Source organism: Amycolatopsis thermophila, from assembly GCF_030814215.1.
GTDB classification, from domain to species: domain Bacteria; phylum Actinomycetota; class Actinomycetes; order Mycobacteriales; family Pseudonocardiaceae; genus Amycolatopsis_E; species Amycolatopsis_E thermophila.
In genome coordinates this window covers 1477113-1491421 of the sequence record NZ_JAUSUT010000001.1, presented here as the reverse complement: position 1 = coordinate 1491421, position 14309 = coordinate 1477113, and the positions used below count along the sequence as shown (strand labels likewise).

The following is a 14309-nucleotide window of genomic DNA, read 5'->3' as shown; positions in this document are numbered from 1 at the left end:
GCTGCTACACAGAGAATCACTCAGATGGACGAGATACGTTACGGATTTCATCGTGGTTGCCCCGACTGATGAGTAACTTACTACTGGTCAGGATCCGGAGGTCGCGGTTACCCTTTACCTGTGACCACGCGTAACAGCAATGCGGCTGACTATGACGTCATCGTGGTCGGATCGGGATTCGGCGGCAGTGTCGCCGCGCTCCGGCTGACCGAGAAGGGCTACCGGGTGGCCGTCGTCGAGGCGGGCCGCCGGTTCGCCGACGACGAGTTCGCCAAGACGTCCTGGGACCTCAAGCGCTACCTGTGGGCGCCCGCGCTGGGCTGCTTCGGCATCCAGCGCATCCACCTGCTCCGCGACGTGATGATCCTCGCCGGAGCCGGTGTCGGCGGCGGGTCGCTGGTCTACGCCAACACGTTGTACCGCCCGCTCAAACCGTTCTACCGCGACCGGCAGTGGGCGCACATCACCGACTGGGAGTCCGAACTCGCGCCGTACTACGACCAGGCGAGCCGGATGCTCGGCGTGGTCACCAACCCGACGGTGACGCCGTCGGACGAGGTGATGCAGAAGGTCGCCGCCGACATGGGCGTGGCGGAGAGCTACCACCCGACGCCGGTCGGGGTGTTCTTCGACAAGCCGGGCGAGCGGGTGGCGGACCCGTTCTTCGGCGGCGCCGGACCGGAGCGGACCGGCTGCACGGAATGCGGCTCGTGCATGACCGGCTGCCGCGTCGGCGCGAAGAACACGCTGGTCAAGAACTACCTGTACCTCGCCGAGCGGGGTGGTGCGAAGGTCATCCCGCTCACCACGGTCACCGCCGTGCGCCCCCGCGGTGACGGGTCGTTCGAGGTCGACGTCCGCAAGACCGGCACGCGTTCGAAGAAGTTCCGGACCACGCTCACCGCCGGGCAGGTCGTGCTCGCCGCCGGCACCTGGGGCACCCAGCGGCTGCTGCACGAGATGCGCGACCAGGGCGTGCTGCCCCGGCTGTCGCCGAAGTTCGGTGAGCTGACCCGCACCAACTCCGAAGCCATCATCGGCGCGGGGCGCCCGAGGGTGGACCCGGACCACGACTACAGCAAAGGTGTCGCGATCACCTCGTCGTTCCACCCGGACGAGACCACCCACATCGAGCCGGTGCGTTACGGCAAGGGCAGCAACGCGATGAGCCTGCTCCAGACCATCGCCACCGACGGCTCGGCGCAGGCGCCGCGCTGGCTGCAGGCGGTGCGGTTCCTCGTCAAGCACCCGGTGCAGAGCGCGAAGCTGCTCAACGGCTACCGGTGGAGCGAACGGACCGTCATCCTGCTGGTGATGCAGAGCCTGGACAACTCGATCACCACCTACACCAAGCGCGGCCTGTTCGGGCGGCGCAGGTACACGTCCAAACAGGGCCACGGCGAGCCGAACCCGTCGTTCATCCCGGCCGGCCACCAGGCCAACGAGCTGACCGCGAAGCACATCGACGGCATCGCCGGTGGCACGTGGGGCGAGGTGTTCGACATCCCGCTCACCGCGCACTTCATCGGCGGCGCCCCCATCGGCACCAGCCCCGAGGACGGCGTGATCGACCCCTACCACCGGGTGTTCAACTACCCCGGCCTGTCCATCGTGGACGGTACGGCGATCACCGCGAACCTGGGCGTGAACCCGTCGCTGACGATCACCGCGCAGGCCGAGCGCGCGTTCTCGTTCTGGCCCAACAAGGGCGAGGCCGATCCGCGGCCGGACCAGTCGCAGGGCTACCGGCGGATCGAGCCGGTCGCGCCGTCGAACCCGGCGGTCCCGGCCGACGCACCGGCCGCCCTGCGCCTGCCCCTGGTGTCTACAGATCGATCCCGGCGAACACGGTGACCCGCTCCTCGGTGAGGTCGTGCATGGCGGCGAGGACGCCCTCGCGACCCACCCCGGAGCCCTTCACCCCGCCGTAGGGCATCTGGTCGGCGCGGTAGGACGGGACGTCGCCGATGATCACGCCGCCGACCTCGAGTTCGGCGGAGGCGCGGAAGGCGAGCCGCACGTCGCGCGTGAACACCCCCGCTTGCAGCCCGTAGGCGGAGGCGTTCACCGCGGCGAAGGCCTCGTCGGCGTCGTCGACCACCGAGACGGCCAGGACGGGGCCGAAGATCTCCTCCGACCAGGCCTTCACGTCCGCGGGGACGCTGGTGAGCAGGGTCGGTTCGACGGTCGCGCCCTGGCGTGAGCCGCCGGCCAGGAGCTTGGCGCCGGCGGCGACGGCCTCGTCGACCCACGCCACGATCCGCTCGGCGGCGGCCTCGTCGACGACCGGGCCGACGTCCACTGTGGAGTCATAGGGGTCGCCGGTGCGCTGTGCCGCGATGGCCTCGGCGAGCGCCGGGATGAACTCGTCGGCGACGGACCGCTCGACGATCACCCGCTGCACCGCGATGCACGACTGGCCGGCCTGGTAATTGCCGAACGTCGCGATGCGCTGCGCGGCGCCGGCCAGGTCCGTCCAGTCGCCGAGCACGACCGCGGCCGCGTTGCCGCCCAGCTCGAGGACGACGTGCTTGCGCGGGGCGGCGTCGGCCAGCGACCAGCCGACCGGGCCCGAGCCGGTGAACGACACGACCGGCAGGCGCGGGTCGGTGACGAGCTTCGCGGTGTCCTCGTTGCCCAGCGGCAGCACGGAGAACGCACCCGCGGGCAGGTCCGTCTCGGCCAGGATCTCGCCCAGGACGAGCGCGGACAGCGGGGTGCGCGGCGCCGGCTTGACGATGATCGGCGCGCCGACCGCGAGCGCGGGCGCGACCTTGTGGGCGACCAGGTTGAGCGGGAAGTTGAACGGTGCGATGCCCAGCACGGGGCCGCGGGGAACGCGGCGCACCACGGCGAGGCGCCCCTCGCCGGCGGTGTCGGTGTCCAGGCGCTGGAGGTCGCCGGAGAAGCGGCGGGCTTCCTCGGCGGCGATGCGGAAGACCGAGACCGCGCGGCGGACCTCGGCCTCGGCCCACTTCAGGGGCTTGCCGTTCTCGGCGGTGATCAGCTCGGCGAGTTCCTCGGCGCGCGCGGCGAGTTGTTTCGAGGTGTGCTCCAGGGCGGCGGCCCGCTGGTGCGCGGGGGCGCGGCGCAGCCGGGGAGCGACGGCGACCGCGGCGGCCACCGCGCGCTCGACCTGGTCCGGCCCCGGCACCGCGACGGTCGCCACCTCGCTTCCGTCGAACGGGTGGTGCACGTTCAGCGTGGCGGTACCCTGCTCCGCCCGGCCGGCGATCCAGGCCGGGCGCGGTTCCGGCGTGATGGTGTCCATGCCTGACAACTTAGGCCGCCTGACGGAGGGTGGTTTCGTGGTCGGCGCGTCTAGCCCATCGGGTGAATCGGGAAAAAGGATGGCCAGCCGGGTGGGTCGTCGACCAGGCAGATGGGGTTCAAGGTGCCCAGCTCGGCGACGTGGGGGACCACTTCGGTGAGCTGCCAGGTCCAGAAGGCCCAGGTCAGCAGAACCGCCCCGGCGACGGTGACGACCAGGGCCAGGACCCGCCAGAGCCACCGACGGCAACGCCAGACGATCACCCATCCGGCGATGCCGGAGTAGACGATGAACGAGAGCAACTGCGGAACAAGGATCGCCAGCAGACCGACGTTCCCGGGCCCGTCGAGGTCGACGTGGCAAGCGTTCTTGTACCAGCCCATGGCGCGGCTCGCCGCGAGGTTCCAGGCGAACCCGATCACGATGCTCGCCAGGATCAGCGCGCATCCGGGCAGCATCCACCGGAAGTCGCTCTGCTCCTCCTCGGCGACGCACCAAGATCGGGAGCAGCGCGCGGCCCGTTACGGAATACCCGCCCGGCACGCGCCGTTGAACGAAGCGGTCGGCGCGGTCCGTGTCCCCCGGGCCTCACCACTTCGCCGTCAGGGAACACCGATTCGGCCGGAGCCCTGTTCGGACCTTTCGCCGAGAGGCGACCGCCGCGCCGACCCCGAGCCCGCGAAGGCCCCGCGCCGACACCGCCCGGGGCCTTCGGTCAATCGGCGTCCCCGGGCGCACGTGACCCAGCCCACCTGGGACGATGGGAGACACACGTCGTCCTGATGGAGGTCCGGTGTCCAATCCGAGCGGTCCGGTGCTCGTCGTCGACTTCGGCGCGCAGTACGCGCAGTTGATCGCCCGCCGCGTCCGCGAGGCCCAGGTCTACTCGGAGGTGGTGCCGCACACCACGCCGGTGGACGAGATCCTCGCGAAGAACCCCTCCGCGATCATCCTTTCCGGCGGCCCGGCCAGCGCCTACTCACCCGACGCGCCCGGCATGGACCCCGCGCTGGCCAAGTCCGGCGTCCCGATCTTCGGCATCTGCTACGGCTTCCAGGTCCTCGCCCAGGCGCTCGGCGGCACCGTCGAGGCCACCGGCAACCGCGAGTACGGGCGCACCGAGGTCCACGTCCCGGCCGACGGCGGCGTCCTGCACCGCGAACTCCCCGCCCGCCACCAGGTGTGGATGAGCCACGGCGACAGCGTCACCAAACCGCCGGCCGGCGCGAAGGTCACGGCGACCTCCGAGGGCGCGCCGGTCGCCGCCTACGAGAACACGCGGGACCGCATCGCCGGCGTCCAGTACCACCCCGAGGTGCTGCACTCGCCGCACGGCCAGGAGGTCCTGCGCCGCTTCCTCCACGACATCGCCGGCATCAAGCCGCAGTGGACCACCGCCTCCATCGTCGAGGAGCAGATCGCGCGCATCCGCGAGCAGATCGGTGACGGCCGCGCGATCTGCGGCCTGTCCGGCGGCGTCGACTCCGCCGTCGCCGCCGCGCTCGTCCAGCGCGCCATCGGTGACCGGCTGACCTGCGTCTTCGTCGACCACGGACTGCTACGCAAGGGCGAGCGGGCCCAGGTCGAGCGCGACTTCGTCGCCGCCACGGGCGTGAACCTGGTGACCGTCGACGCCCGTGACCGCTTCCTCGACGCCCTCGGCGGGGTCACCGACCCCGAGCAGAAGCGCAAGATCATCGGCCGCGAGTTCATCCGGGTCTTCGAGCAGGCCGAACGCGACCTCAAGGCCGAGGGCGACTACCGCTTCCTCGTGCAGGGCACGCTGTACCCGGACGTCGTCGAGTCCGGGGGCGGCACCGGGGCGGCCAACATCAAGAGCCACCACAACGTCGGCGGCCTGCCGGAGGACCTGCAGTTCGAGCTGGTCGAGCCGTTGCGGTTGCTGTTCAAGGACGAGGTCCGCCGCGTCGGCCTGGAGCTGGGCCTGCCGGAGACGATCGTGCACCGGCAGCCGTTCCCCGGCCCCGGACTGGGCATCCGGATCATCGGCGAGGTCACCGCCGACCGCCTGGAGACGTTGCGCGCGGCCGACGCGATCGCCCGCGAGGAGCTGACCGCCGCGGGCCTGGACCGCGACATCTGGCAGTGCCCCGTGGTGCTGCTCGCGGACGTCCGCAGCGTCGGCGTCCAGGGCGACGGCCGCACCTACGGCCACCCGGTCGTGCTGCGCCCGGTGTCCAGCGAGGACGCCATGACGGCCGACTGGACCCGCCTGCCCTACGACGTGCTGGAGCGCATCTCCACCCGCATCACCAACGAGGTCGCCGAGGTCAACCGGGTCGTGCTGGACGTGACCAGCAAGCCACCGGGCACCATCGAGTGGGAGTGACCCCACAGCTGTGCACGAAAAAGGGAGCCGCGGACATCCGCGGCTCCCTTTTTCCGGCCTGGCCGGCACCGTCAGTCCCGGCGCCCTCCCCGCATCGAGGCTCCCAGCATCAGCACCCCGACGAGCACCGCGCCCCCGGCGAGCACCCACTTGAGGTCGAACGCGGGCAGCCAGGTCGCGCCGTCGCTGAGGACGTACGCCGAGACCAGCAGCGTCCCGATGCCGAGGACCAGGGTGAAGGCGTCCACCCCGCGCCGGCGTTCCGGCGCCCGCGTCTCCGTGTCGTGGGCGTAGGGGTTGTCCTGCTCAGCCACGGTTCACCTCCACGTCGCCCGCTCCCTGGTCGATCTTGAGGTTGAGCTGCAGCCCACCGGGACCGTCCTTGCCGTAGTCGACGCCCGTCGTGGGGCCGGCTCCCAGCCCGCTGCTGCCGTGACCCAGGCACTGCACGTCACCGGCGTGCGACTCGCACGAGTAGGTCACGTCGGCCGTGGCCGGCACCAGCACGGTCGTTTCGCCCGCACCCAGGTGGATCTCGGTCGTCACCGGCACGTCCGCGGGCAAGGCGGTGAGGTCCAGGTCCACCGAACCCGCCGTCCGCTGGTAGGTCGGCTGCACCTGCGCCGCGGTCAGCGGCGTGGCCCGCAGGTCACCGACGCCACCGGCGTAGTCCGCGACCGGCACCGTGGTGAGCGCGATGCCCGCGATGGACAGCGGGACCGCGAGGATGGCCAGCTTGCGGCCACCGCCGGCGAACGCGCCGGCCACCATCCCGACGCCCAGCACCCCGAGCACCAGCCCGATGACGTGCTGCGGCGAAAACCAGGTCTCCCCGTCGGCGCCGATCGCCGCGCCGACCCCGGCCACCAGCAGTGCGATCCCGAACGTCGCGATGCCGATCTTGCTCCGCCGGCGCGGCGCGGGCGGCGGTGGCGGCGGCGAGGGAACCGGGGCGGGTTGCGGGTCCGGCAGGTCCCACGCCATCGGATCCGCGCCGAGCGGGTCCCACCCGGGCTCGTTCCGCTCGGTGGTGGTGCTCCCCGGCGTGCTCATGGAGAACGCGGCGGGCCCCACGTCGGTGGCCACGCGGGTCACCGGCGCCGGCCGGTACAGGTGGCCCCGCCCCCGGTGCAGCAGGTACAGCGCGACGACCATCAGCGCCGCCCCGATGATGCCGCCGCCGTCGAACCAGCCCCCGGCGAACGCCCAGCTGGACAGCGGGAAGAACAGGATCGCCAGCACGATCGTCATGTGCTTGCTCATCGAGCTGCGGCCCTGCCCGAACAGCGCCTCGATCGGCGAGCTCCCGTCGCCCTCGGCCGGGAACAGCAGCCAGCACAGCACGTAGAGCGAGGCGCCGACACCGCCGAAGACGGTCGCCGTCACGAACGCCACCCGCACGATCACCGGGTCGATGCCGTACCTGTTGCCGATCGCGGCCGCGACACCGCCGATCTTGCCTCCCCGTGCGGGGCGCCGCGGGCGGCTGGCCCAGAAGTCCTTCACGGTCTCCTCGAAACCGCCCAGGCCTTGCGGTTTCGGAGCTTCTGCCGTGTCGTTCATGGTGACCAGGATGCGCGAGCGCGCCGCCGGGCACATCGGGGAACGACCCTGAGGTTTCGCGGGCGGAGATCCCGGGGGTTTTCCCTGATGAATCGTTCTTGCGGCCATGTGACCATGGCAGAACCATGGATCACGTGCAGGAAAGAACCCGGACCGAGACCGGCATGCCGTTGCCGCGCCCCGCGGGCGAGGGTGCCGTGGTGCCGGCAGCCGGGAGCGCGCTGACCGAGGCCGACGAGCGGCCCAGGATGTACCGGCGCCGGTCCAGCCGCGTGGTGGCCGGTGTCGCCTCCGGGCTGGCCGACCACCTCGGCGTCAAGGTGCTGTGGGTGCGGGCCACCTTCGCCGTGCTGGCCGCGTTCGGCGGCGCCGGGATGGTCGCCTACGGGTTGCTGTGGGTGTTCGTGCCGCAGCGGCGCCGCGAGGAGACCGAGGCGCCGGCGACGGCCAAGGAAAAGCAGCAGGCCATCGGTCTGCTGATCCTGGGCATCGGCCTGCTGGTCGCCGGCGGTGCCATCACGGGGGCGATCAACGGCTGGGTCGCGGTGCCACTGGCGCTCGCGCTGGTCGGCGCCGCGGTCGTGTGGCGCGAGGCCGACGAGTCGCAGCGCCGCCGCTGGCGGATCGGGGCGCGGTCCGGCGTCGCCGGTGTCGTGCTCGGGGGTGGCGGGTGGTCGGCCGCGATCCGGATCCTCGCGGGCGTCGCACTGGTGATCACCGGGATCGGGGTCGTCGTGCTCCGCTCGGGTTCGCTCGACCAGGTGCAGTTCGCGCTGCTCGCCGTGCTCGCGACGCTGGTCGGGGTGGCCGTGCTGACGGTCCCGTTCTGGCTCCGGATGGTGCGTGACCTGGGGGAGGAGCGGCGCGCCCGCATCCGCACCGAGGAGCGCGCGGAGATCGCGGCGCACCTGCACGATTCGGTGCTGCAGACGCTGGCGCTGATCCAGAAGCAGGCGGAGGCGCCGAAGGAGGTCGCCCGGCTGGCGCGCAGCCAGGAACGCGAGCTGCGCGGCTGGCTGTACGGGCCGTCGGGCTACGGGACGCCGAAGACCGAGCGGGCGACCCGGCAGCTGTCGGAGGCGATCGCGGGCGCGTGCGGCGAGGTCGAGGACACCTTCGCGATCTCGGTGTCGCAGGTCGTCGTCGGCGACGCGGAGCTCGACGACCGGCTCACCGCGCTGGTCCTGGCGGCCCGCGAGGCGATGGTCAACGCGGCCAAGCACGCCGGGGTGGACGAGGTGAGCGTGTACGCCGAGGTCGAGCCCACGGCGGTCACCGTGTTCGTGCGCGACCGGGGCAAGGGGTTCGACCCGGACGCCGTGTCGGAGGACCGGCATGGCCTGGCCGATTCGATCCGGGGGAGGATGGAGCGCAACGGCGGCACCACGCGGCTGCGCACGTCCCCGGGGGAGGGGACCGAGGTGCAGCTGGAGATGCCGGTCAAGGCCGATTCTGGAGGGACGCGTTGAGCGAGACACCGCAGCCGAAGGCCCCCATCAGCGTGTTCCTGGTCGACGACCACGCGCTGTTCCGGGCGGGCGTGCGCACGGAGCTGGACTCGATCACCGACGAGGTGCGGGTGGTCGGCGAGGCGGGTTCGGTGGGCGAGGCGGTCGCCGGGATCGCCCGGACCAGGCCGCAGGTGGTGCTCCTGGACGTGCACATGCCCGACGGCGGCGGGGCCGAGGTGCTGCGCCGGGTCCGCACCGAGCTGCCCGACGTGGTGTTCCTGGCGCTGTCGGTGTCCGACGCGGCGGAGGACGTCATCGCGGTCATCCGCGCCGGTGCCCGCGGGTACGTCACGAAGACGATCTCGTCGAAGGAACTGGTGCGCGCCATCGCCCGCGTCTCCGAGGGCGACGCGGTGTTTTCCCCGCGCCTGGCCGGTTTCGTGCTGGACGCGTTCGCCGACCGCCCCGGCTCCGCGCCGATCAGCGACCCGGAGCTGGACCTGCTGACCCCACGCGAGCGGGACGTCCTGCGCCTGCTCGCGCGCGGGTACGCCTACAAGGAGATCGCGTCGGAGCTGTTCATCTCGGTGAAGACGGTCGAGACGCACGTCTCCAGCGTCCTGCGCAAGACGCAGCTGTCCAACCGCTACGAGCTGTCCCGCTGGGCCTCCGACCGCCGGCTGGTGTGACCGGGGTCAGAGGAACAGCAGCTGGCTGACCCCGATCCCGATCGCCGCCGCGACCAGGACGGCCATCGTGGTCAGGATCAGCTGCCGCACCCGCTTCGGGGACAGGTTCACGATCGGCTGCTTCGGCGCCGGGGGCGGTGGGGGCTGCGGCCGGAACGCCGGCACCGTCGGCAGCGCGGGCGCCGTCGGCGGGATGAACGCGGTCTGGCGTCCCTGCGTGATCGCCTGGAACGAGGTGATGCTGTCGGCCAGCGTGGGGCGGCTCAGCGGGTCCTCGCGCAGCAGTTTCATCAGCGCGGGGGCCAGCACGCCGGCCTTCTCGGGCTCGCGCAGCGGGCCGCTGCCGTGGTCGCCGTAGGGCGGCACACCCTCGACCGCGGTGTAGAGCGTCGCGCCGAGGGAGAAGGCGTCGGTGGCCGGCGCGGCCGTCGCGCCTCGGGACAGTTCGGGCGCCCGGTAGGCGGGGTTGAACCCGGCGCCGGTGAACCCGATGTCCGTGACCTTGACGCCGCCGTCGTCGGCGAGCAGCACGTTGCCCGGTTCCAGGCCGCGGTGCACGACCCCGACGTGGTGCGCCGCGTTGAGCGCCGACGCGAGCTGGATGCCCAGGAAGGCCGTCTGGTCCGGGCTCAGGGTGCCGTACTCGGTCAGGAAGTCCGCCATGTTGCGTGACGGCACGTACTCCATGACCAGCCACGGGTCCTGCCCGTCGCGGAGCACGTCGTACACGCCGATCGCGCAGTTGTGCTGGATCCGCATCGCGGCGCGGCCCTCGTCCAGGGCGGTCGCGATCGACTGCTCGCTGTGCCCCGGCGCGACCGGCATCTTCTTGGCGGCCACGGTGCGGTTCAGCTGCGTGTCGTACGCCAGCCAGACGATTCCGGCCCGGCCGCGACCGATCGGCTGGTCCAACCGGTACCGGCCGCCGACGAGTGCGCCCTCAGTACCCACAACACCCTCTCGTCGTCCCGGCCTGTCGGATGGTCGCCAACCACCCTACTGACCGATCCTGAACGTTTCCGGCAGCTGGCCTCAGCCGCCGTCGGCCCCGCTGGTCGACGTGTTGGTCGGCGGGCTGGACGTCGGCTTGTCCGAAGACGACGCCGTCTTGCTCGGCGGCTTGCTGCTCGACGGCGGCGGCTCTTCGTTGTTCGACGACTCGGCCGTGCTGCGCCGCTGGGAACGCGACGAGGTGGGGCCTTCGTTGGCGCTCGACCTGGTCGCGCTCGCCGTCGGGCTGTCCGTCGTCGTCACTACCGAGGAGCTGGTCGCCGGCGGTGGCACCACCGGCTGGTTGGTCTCGGTGGTGTTCTGCGTGTTGTTGCCCGCCGGGGTGAACAGCCAGATGCCCAGCGCCACCAGGCCGGCCACCACGACGGCGCCGATCGCGGCCGGCACCTTCCACTTGCCCGGCTTCTCGTCCTCGTCGTCCTCGGCGGCCGGCGCGGGCTGGTCGCCGTAGCCGTCGTACGCGGCCGGCACCGCGCGCGTGGCGCCCCGGCGGTCGTAGTCGTCCGCGGGGTAGGCGGCGGTGGGGGCGTACGGGTCGTCCGAGTAGTCGTCGTACTCGTCGTAGAACTGGTCGCTCCCGCCGCTTGCGAGCGATCCGGAGTGCGCGCCGAGTTCGTCGCCGCGGAAGGCGCGCGTCGCACCGGCACCCGCGGCCGCGCCGAGAGCACCGCCGGCCAGTGCGCCGCCGATCGCGCCGCCCGCCGGGGAGAACTGGGTCTCGTCCGACGGCCCGCCCAGCGGGGTCTCGCCACGGGCGACCGCGGCCAGCAGCTCCTCGGCCTCCTCGGCCGTCGGGCGGTGCTGGACCTCGGGGTGCAGCAGCACCGCCAGCACGCTCGCCAGCGGACCGGACTGCCGCGGCGGGTTGATCTGCCCCGCGGCGACCGCGTGCAGCAGGCTCAGCGTGTTCTCGCTCAGGCCGAACGGGGGCTGGCCCTCGCACGCCGCGTACAGCGTCGAGCCCAGCGAGAAGACGTCCGCCTCCGGCCCGGGGTCGCCGCCGATCGCGACCTCGGGCGCCAGGTACGCCGGGGTGCCGGCGATCATCCCGGTCTTGGTGACGGTGACGTCGTCCTTGGCCCGCGAGATGCCGAAGTCGGTGATCTTCACCACGCCGTTGTCGGCGAGCAGGATGTTGCCCGGCTTGATGTCCCGGTGCACGATGCCGACCGCGTGCGCTTCCTTGAGCGCGGCCGCGATCTGGGCGCCGATGCGCGCCACCTCGCGCGGTGGCAGCGTCTTCCGGTCGCGCAGCATCTCGGCGAGGCTCGTCGAGGCCAGGTACTCCATGACCAGGCACGGCTGGCCGTTGTCGTCGGTGACGACGTCGAAGACGCTGATCGCGTTCGGGTGGTGCAGGCGCGCGGCGATCCGGCCCTCACGCATCGTGCGCTGCTTGGCGTCCTCGGCCTCGTTGTGGTCCAGCCCCGGTTGCAGGAGCAGCTGCTTGATCGCGACCGTCCGACCGAGCACGTCGTCATGCGCCTGCCACACCGCACCCATGGCGCCGGTGCCGATTCGCCGCTCGATCCGGTACCGGCCGGCGACCAGGCGACCCTCGTCGCTCACGCGACCTCCTTCGGGGGCTGTTTCAGGGCGCGACGCAGTGCCGCACGCCTGGGAGCCTTATGCACGTAGCTCGGCCCGTGGGCCGGGGTTGGGCCAGATCCGTTCACTTCAAGGCTAGGGTGCTCACTCTGCGCACACACATCCGGCACTGTGTGGGGTGCCCGGAACGCGCCTGCTATGGCCTGCGCTACAGCTCCTCGGCGGCCAGCAGGACCGCCTGGGAGATGCTGTGACCGGTTTCGTCGAGGCCGAGCTGCTGGGTCACCCGCAACCGCGTGCCGTCGTCGCGGCGCATGAGGACCACCGCGCGCACCGACCCGTCCGGCTGGACGTGCGTCTCGAGCACCTGGACGTCACGCATGGTGCTCCACACCCGCACCAGGTCACCGGCCTCGTCGCCGGCCAGGGCCGGGCTGAGCAGGTCCAGCGCCCGCTCCGGAGCCGACTCCACCCGGCGGTAGAACTCGTTGACCACGTCCAGCTTCTCGGCGTCGGTAACCTCCGGGGTGGTGGTGACGGGTGACGGCGGTTCCGCGCTCGCGGCCGGGCCCACCGGCATCGGTTGCGTCTGCGTGACCGGCACCTGCGCGGTCGCGGACGTGCTCGGCCGGGTGTGATCGGCGGCCGGGGCGCCGCCCTGCTCGGGCGCGCCGCCGGAGGCGAACCCGCCCAGCGCGGCCACGCCGGTGATCTGCGGCGGCGCCGGGCTGAGGGGCGCAGCGGCCCCGTCCCGTCCGCGGCTGACCACCGACGACGCGACGACGGCGCCGACGAGCAGCGTGCCGGCCATGGTGAGGCCGGTGAGCTTGGCGAACTTCGCGCCCCGGCTCTCCGGCTCCCGGACCGGTTCGGCCTTGACGCGGCCACGCGGCGGCGGCAGGTACTTCCGCGGTTCGCGGAACACCTGCGTGAGGTACTCGCGGTCGACCATCTCGTTGTCGAGGATCTCGGGGGAGATCAGCTCCTCGACGCGGAGTGCGTCCGGCATCCGGGTGCGGTGCCGTTCGTGTGCGACTCTCATGGACCTGTCGTCTGGATCTTCCGTCTCGGGGGACTGGCCGGGGGTGTCGTGCTGTTCATCAGCGAACCCCCTCCGGGCGTTACCGGCCACCACCGATCGGTGGAGGGGCGCCACGGCTCGACGAACGGCAGTAATCGTCACCCACCGGGCCCAGTGCGTGCTCAGGTGCCATCGTTGGTGATCTTGTCCCCCGAGAACTCGAGGGTGCGCTCCTCGGTGACCTCGCGGCCGTCCTTGTAGACGGTCTGCACGGTGCACACGGTCCGGCCGTCGTACTGGTGCACCCGGATGTGCTTGACCTGGAAGTACGCCACGTCGGAGTACTTCCGCTCGAGACCATCGGTGCCCTCCTGCTGCAGCTCGCCGCCGGTCATCGAGTGGGCGGCCTCGGGGTTCTCGGTGACCGTGTCGAGGAAGCTCTGCGAGGTGCTGGCGAGCGTCTTGGGGTCCTCGTCGGGGAACTGGGTGAACCGGGTGGGGTCCGCCTGGTACGGCGCGGGGGAGGGCGCCGGCTTCGGCGGGATCGTGCTGGTGGTGGTGGCGGTCGCGCTGACCGTGGCGTCGTCGTCGGAGGGGCTTGCCGAGCCGCGGACCGTGGTCGGCGCGGGGGCGCGCAGGTCCGCGCTGCCGGTCGGCGTGACGCCGGCCGATCCGCTCTCCGCGAGACCGTCGCGCGTCGTGCTCGACGTGCGCCGCTCCTCGCCGCCACCACCGACCGGCGGCGCGATCTGCTCGCCGGACAGGGTGGGCACGCCGCCGCCGAGGCCGGGTATCCACGCGCCGCCCGCCTGGTCCGGCGCCGGCTTCGCGACGAACGCGGAGCCGGCGAACATCAGGGCGACGACCACGCCGCCGGACGACGCGGTGGCGAACCACGCGGCCTTGCGCCAGCTGCGCGGCGGGGTCACCGAAGCGGGCACGTTGCCCAGGTCGAAGGAGCCCAGGCCGGTCGTGGGCGCGGCTTCGTACACGCGGACGTCGGTGTCGTCCAGCGCGTCGGAGTGGTGCCGGGGCGGGCTCAGCTTGACCCTGGTGCGCCGCGGCGGCTGCGCGGGCGGGGGGACCGGCAGTTCACCGTGCGCGGGCGGGAAGACCTCGCCGCGCGCGGGCGGGAACACCGCGCCGGAGGGCCGGGACTCCGGGACCCGGCCGGCCACCGGCAGGGACCCGCGCGCCGGGGCGTCGAACGGTTCGGGTACGCGCCGGGCGTCCGGCGGGTGTGCCGGCACGACCGGGGTCCAGGTGCCGGCGCCACGTCGGTGCCGGCCGGCCCGGGTACGAGAACTGTCCGCGAATTCGGCCCCGCCAGTCATGCCGAGTGGACACCGCCCTCTGCGCCCTCTGACGCGGGTCGGGGGCCGGTTCGACCGAATGGAGCAGCGTA

12 protein-coding genes are annotated in these 14309 nt (G+C 72.3%); 4 read left to right on the top strand and 8 right to left on the bottom strand.

The window, feature by feature from the left end; genetic code table 11:
• Positions 1–120: 120 nt before the first annotated feature.
• Complete coding sequence (locus tag FB470_RS07335; protein ID WP_306989769.1) at positions 121–1854, top strand: GMC family oxidoreductase; 1734 nt, start codon at positions 121–123, stop codon at positions 1852–1854.
• Here FB470_RS07335 and FB470_RS07330 read toward each other — a convergent pair.
• Together FB470_RS07330 and FB470_RS07325 are read right to left on the bottom strand one after the other, a co-directional pair.
• Entirely contained in the window at positions 1826–3271 is a 1446-nt protein-coding gene (locus FB470_RS07330; RefSeq protein ID WP_306989768.1) for an aldehyde dehydrogenase family protein, read from the bottom strand. The two genes, FB470_RS07335 and FB470_RS07330, sit on opposite strands and share 29 nt — an antisense overlap.
• Positions 3272–3321: 50 nt before the next feature.
• Positions 3322–3729 carry a hypothetical protein gene (locus FB470_RS07325; protein WP_306989767.1) on the bottom strand — a complete coding sequence of 136 codons (408 nt, stop codon included), beginning with the start codon at positions 3727–3729 and terminating at the stop codon, positions 3322–3324.
• Positions 3730–4064: 335 nt separating this feature from the next.
• Between FB470_RS07325 and guaA the strand changes: the two genes are divergently transcribed.
• Positions 4065–5621 (top strand): glutamine-hydrolyzing GMP synthase, encoded by a 1557-nt coding sequence (gene guaA / locus FB470_RS07320; protein WP_306989766.1) that lies wholly within the window; start codon positions 4065–4067, stop codon positions 5619–5621.
• Between the two features lie 71 nt (positions 5622–5692).
• On the opposite strand, the gene FB470_RS07315 is transcribed toward guaA, so the two are convergent.
• Together FB470_RS07315 and FB470_RS07310 are read right to left on the bottom strand one after the other, a co-directional pair.
• Positions 5693–5935: a hypothetical protein gene (locus FB470_RS07315; protein WP_306989765.1), complete on the bottom strand. Its 243-nt coding sequence runs from the start codon at positions 5933–5935 to the stop codon at positions 5693–5695.
• Positions 5928–7196: a PspC domain-containing protein gene (locus tag FB470_RS07310; protein WP_370876655.1), complete on the bottom strand. Its 1269-nt coding sequence runs from the start codon at positions 7194–7196 to the stop codon at positions 5928–5930. Before FB470_RS07310 ends, FB470_RS07315 begins: the two co-directional genes overlap by 8 nt.
• Before the next feature lie 113 nt (positions 7197–7309).
• On the opposite strand from FB470_RS07310, the gene FB470_RS07305 reads away from it, so the two are divergent.
• Positions 7310–8653, top strand: a complete 1344-nt coding sequence (locus tag FB470_RS07305) for an ATP-binding protein (protein ID WP_306989763.1) — start codon at positions 7310–7312, stop codon at positions 8651–8653.
• Entirely contained in the window at positions 8650–9324 is a 675-nt protein-coding gene (locus FB470_RS07300) for a response regulator (RefSeq protein ID WP_306989762.1), read from the top strand. Before FB470_RS07305 ends, FB470_RS07300 begins: the two co-directional genes overlap by 4 nt.
• Before the next feature lie 6 nt (positions 9325–9330).
• Here FB470_RS07300 and FB470_RS07295 read toward each other — a convergent pair whose 3' ends face one another.
• The 4 genes from FB470_RS07295 to FB470_RS07280 form a co-directional block, all read right to left on the bottom strand.
• Positions 9331–10275, bottom strand: coding sequence for a serine/threonine-protein kinase (locus tag FB470_RS07295; RefSeq protein ID WP_306989761.1), 945 nt, complete (start codon positions 10273–10275; stop codon positions 9331–9333).
• Between the two features lie 81 nt (positions 10276–10356).
• Positions 10357–11904: a serine/threonine-protein kinase gene (locus FB470_RS07290; protein WP_306989760.1), complete on the bottom strand. Its 1548-nt coding sequence runs from the start codon at positions 11902–11904 to the stop codon at positions 10357–10359.
• A 187-nt stretch (positions 11905–12091) separates the two neighbouring features.
• Positions 12092–12925, bottom strand: coding sequence for a hypothetical protein (locus tag FB470_RS07285; RefSeq protein WP_306989759.1), 834 nt, complete (start codon positions 12923–12925; stop codon positions 12092–12094).
• 161 nt (positions 12926–13086) lie between these two features.
• Positions 13087–14154 (bottom strand): hypothetical protein, encoded by a 1068-nt coding sequence (locus FB470_RS07280; RefSeq protein ID WP_306989758.1) that lies wholly within the window; start codon positions 14152–14154, stop codon positions 13087–13089.
• Positions 14155–14309 lie beyond the last annotated feature (155 nt).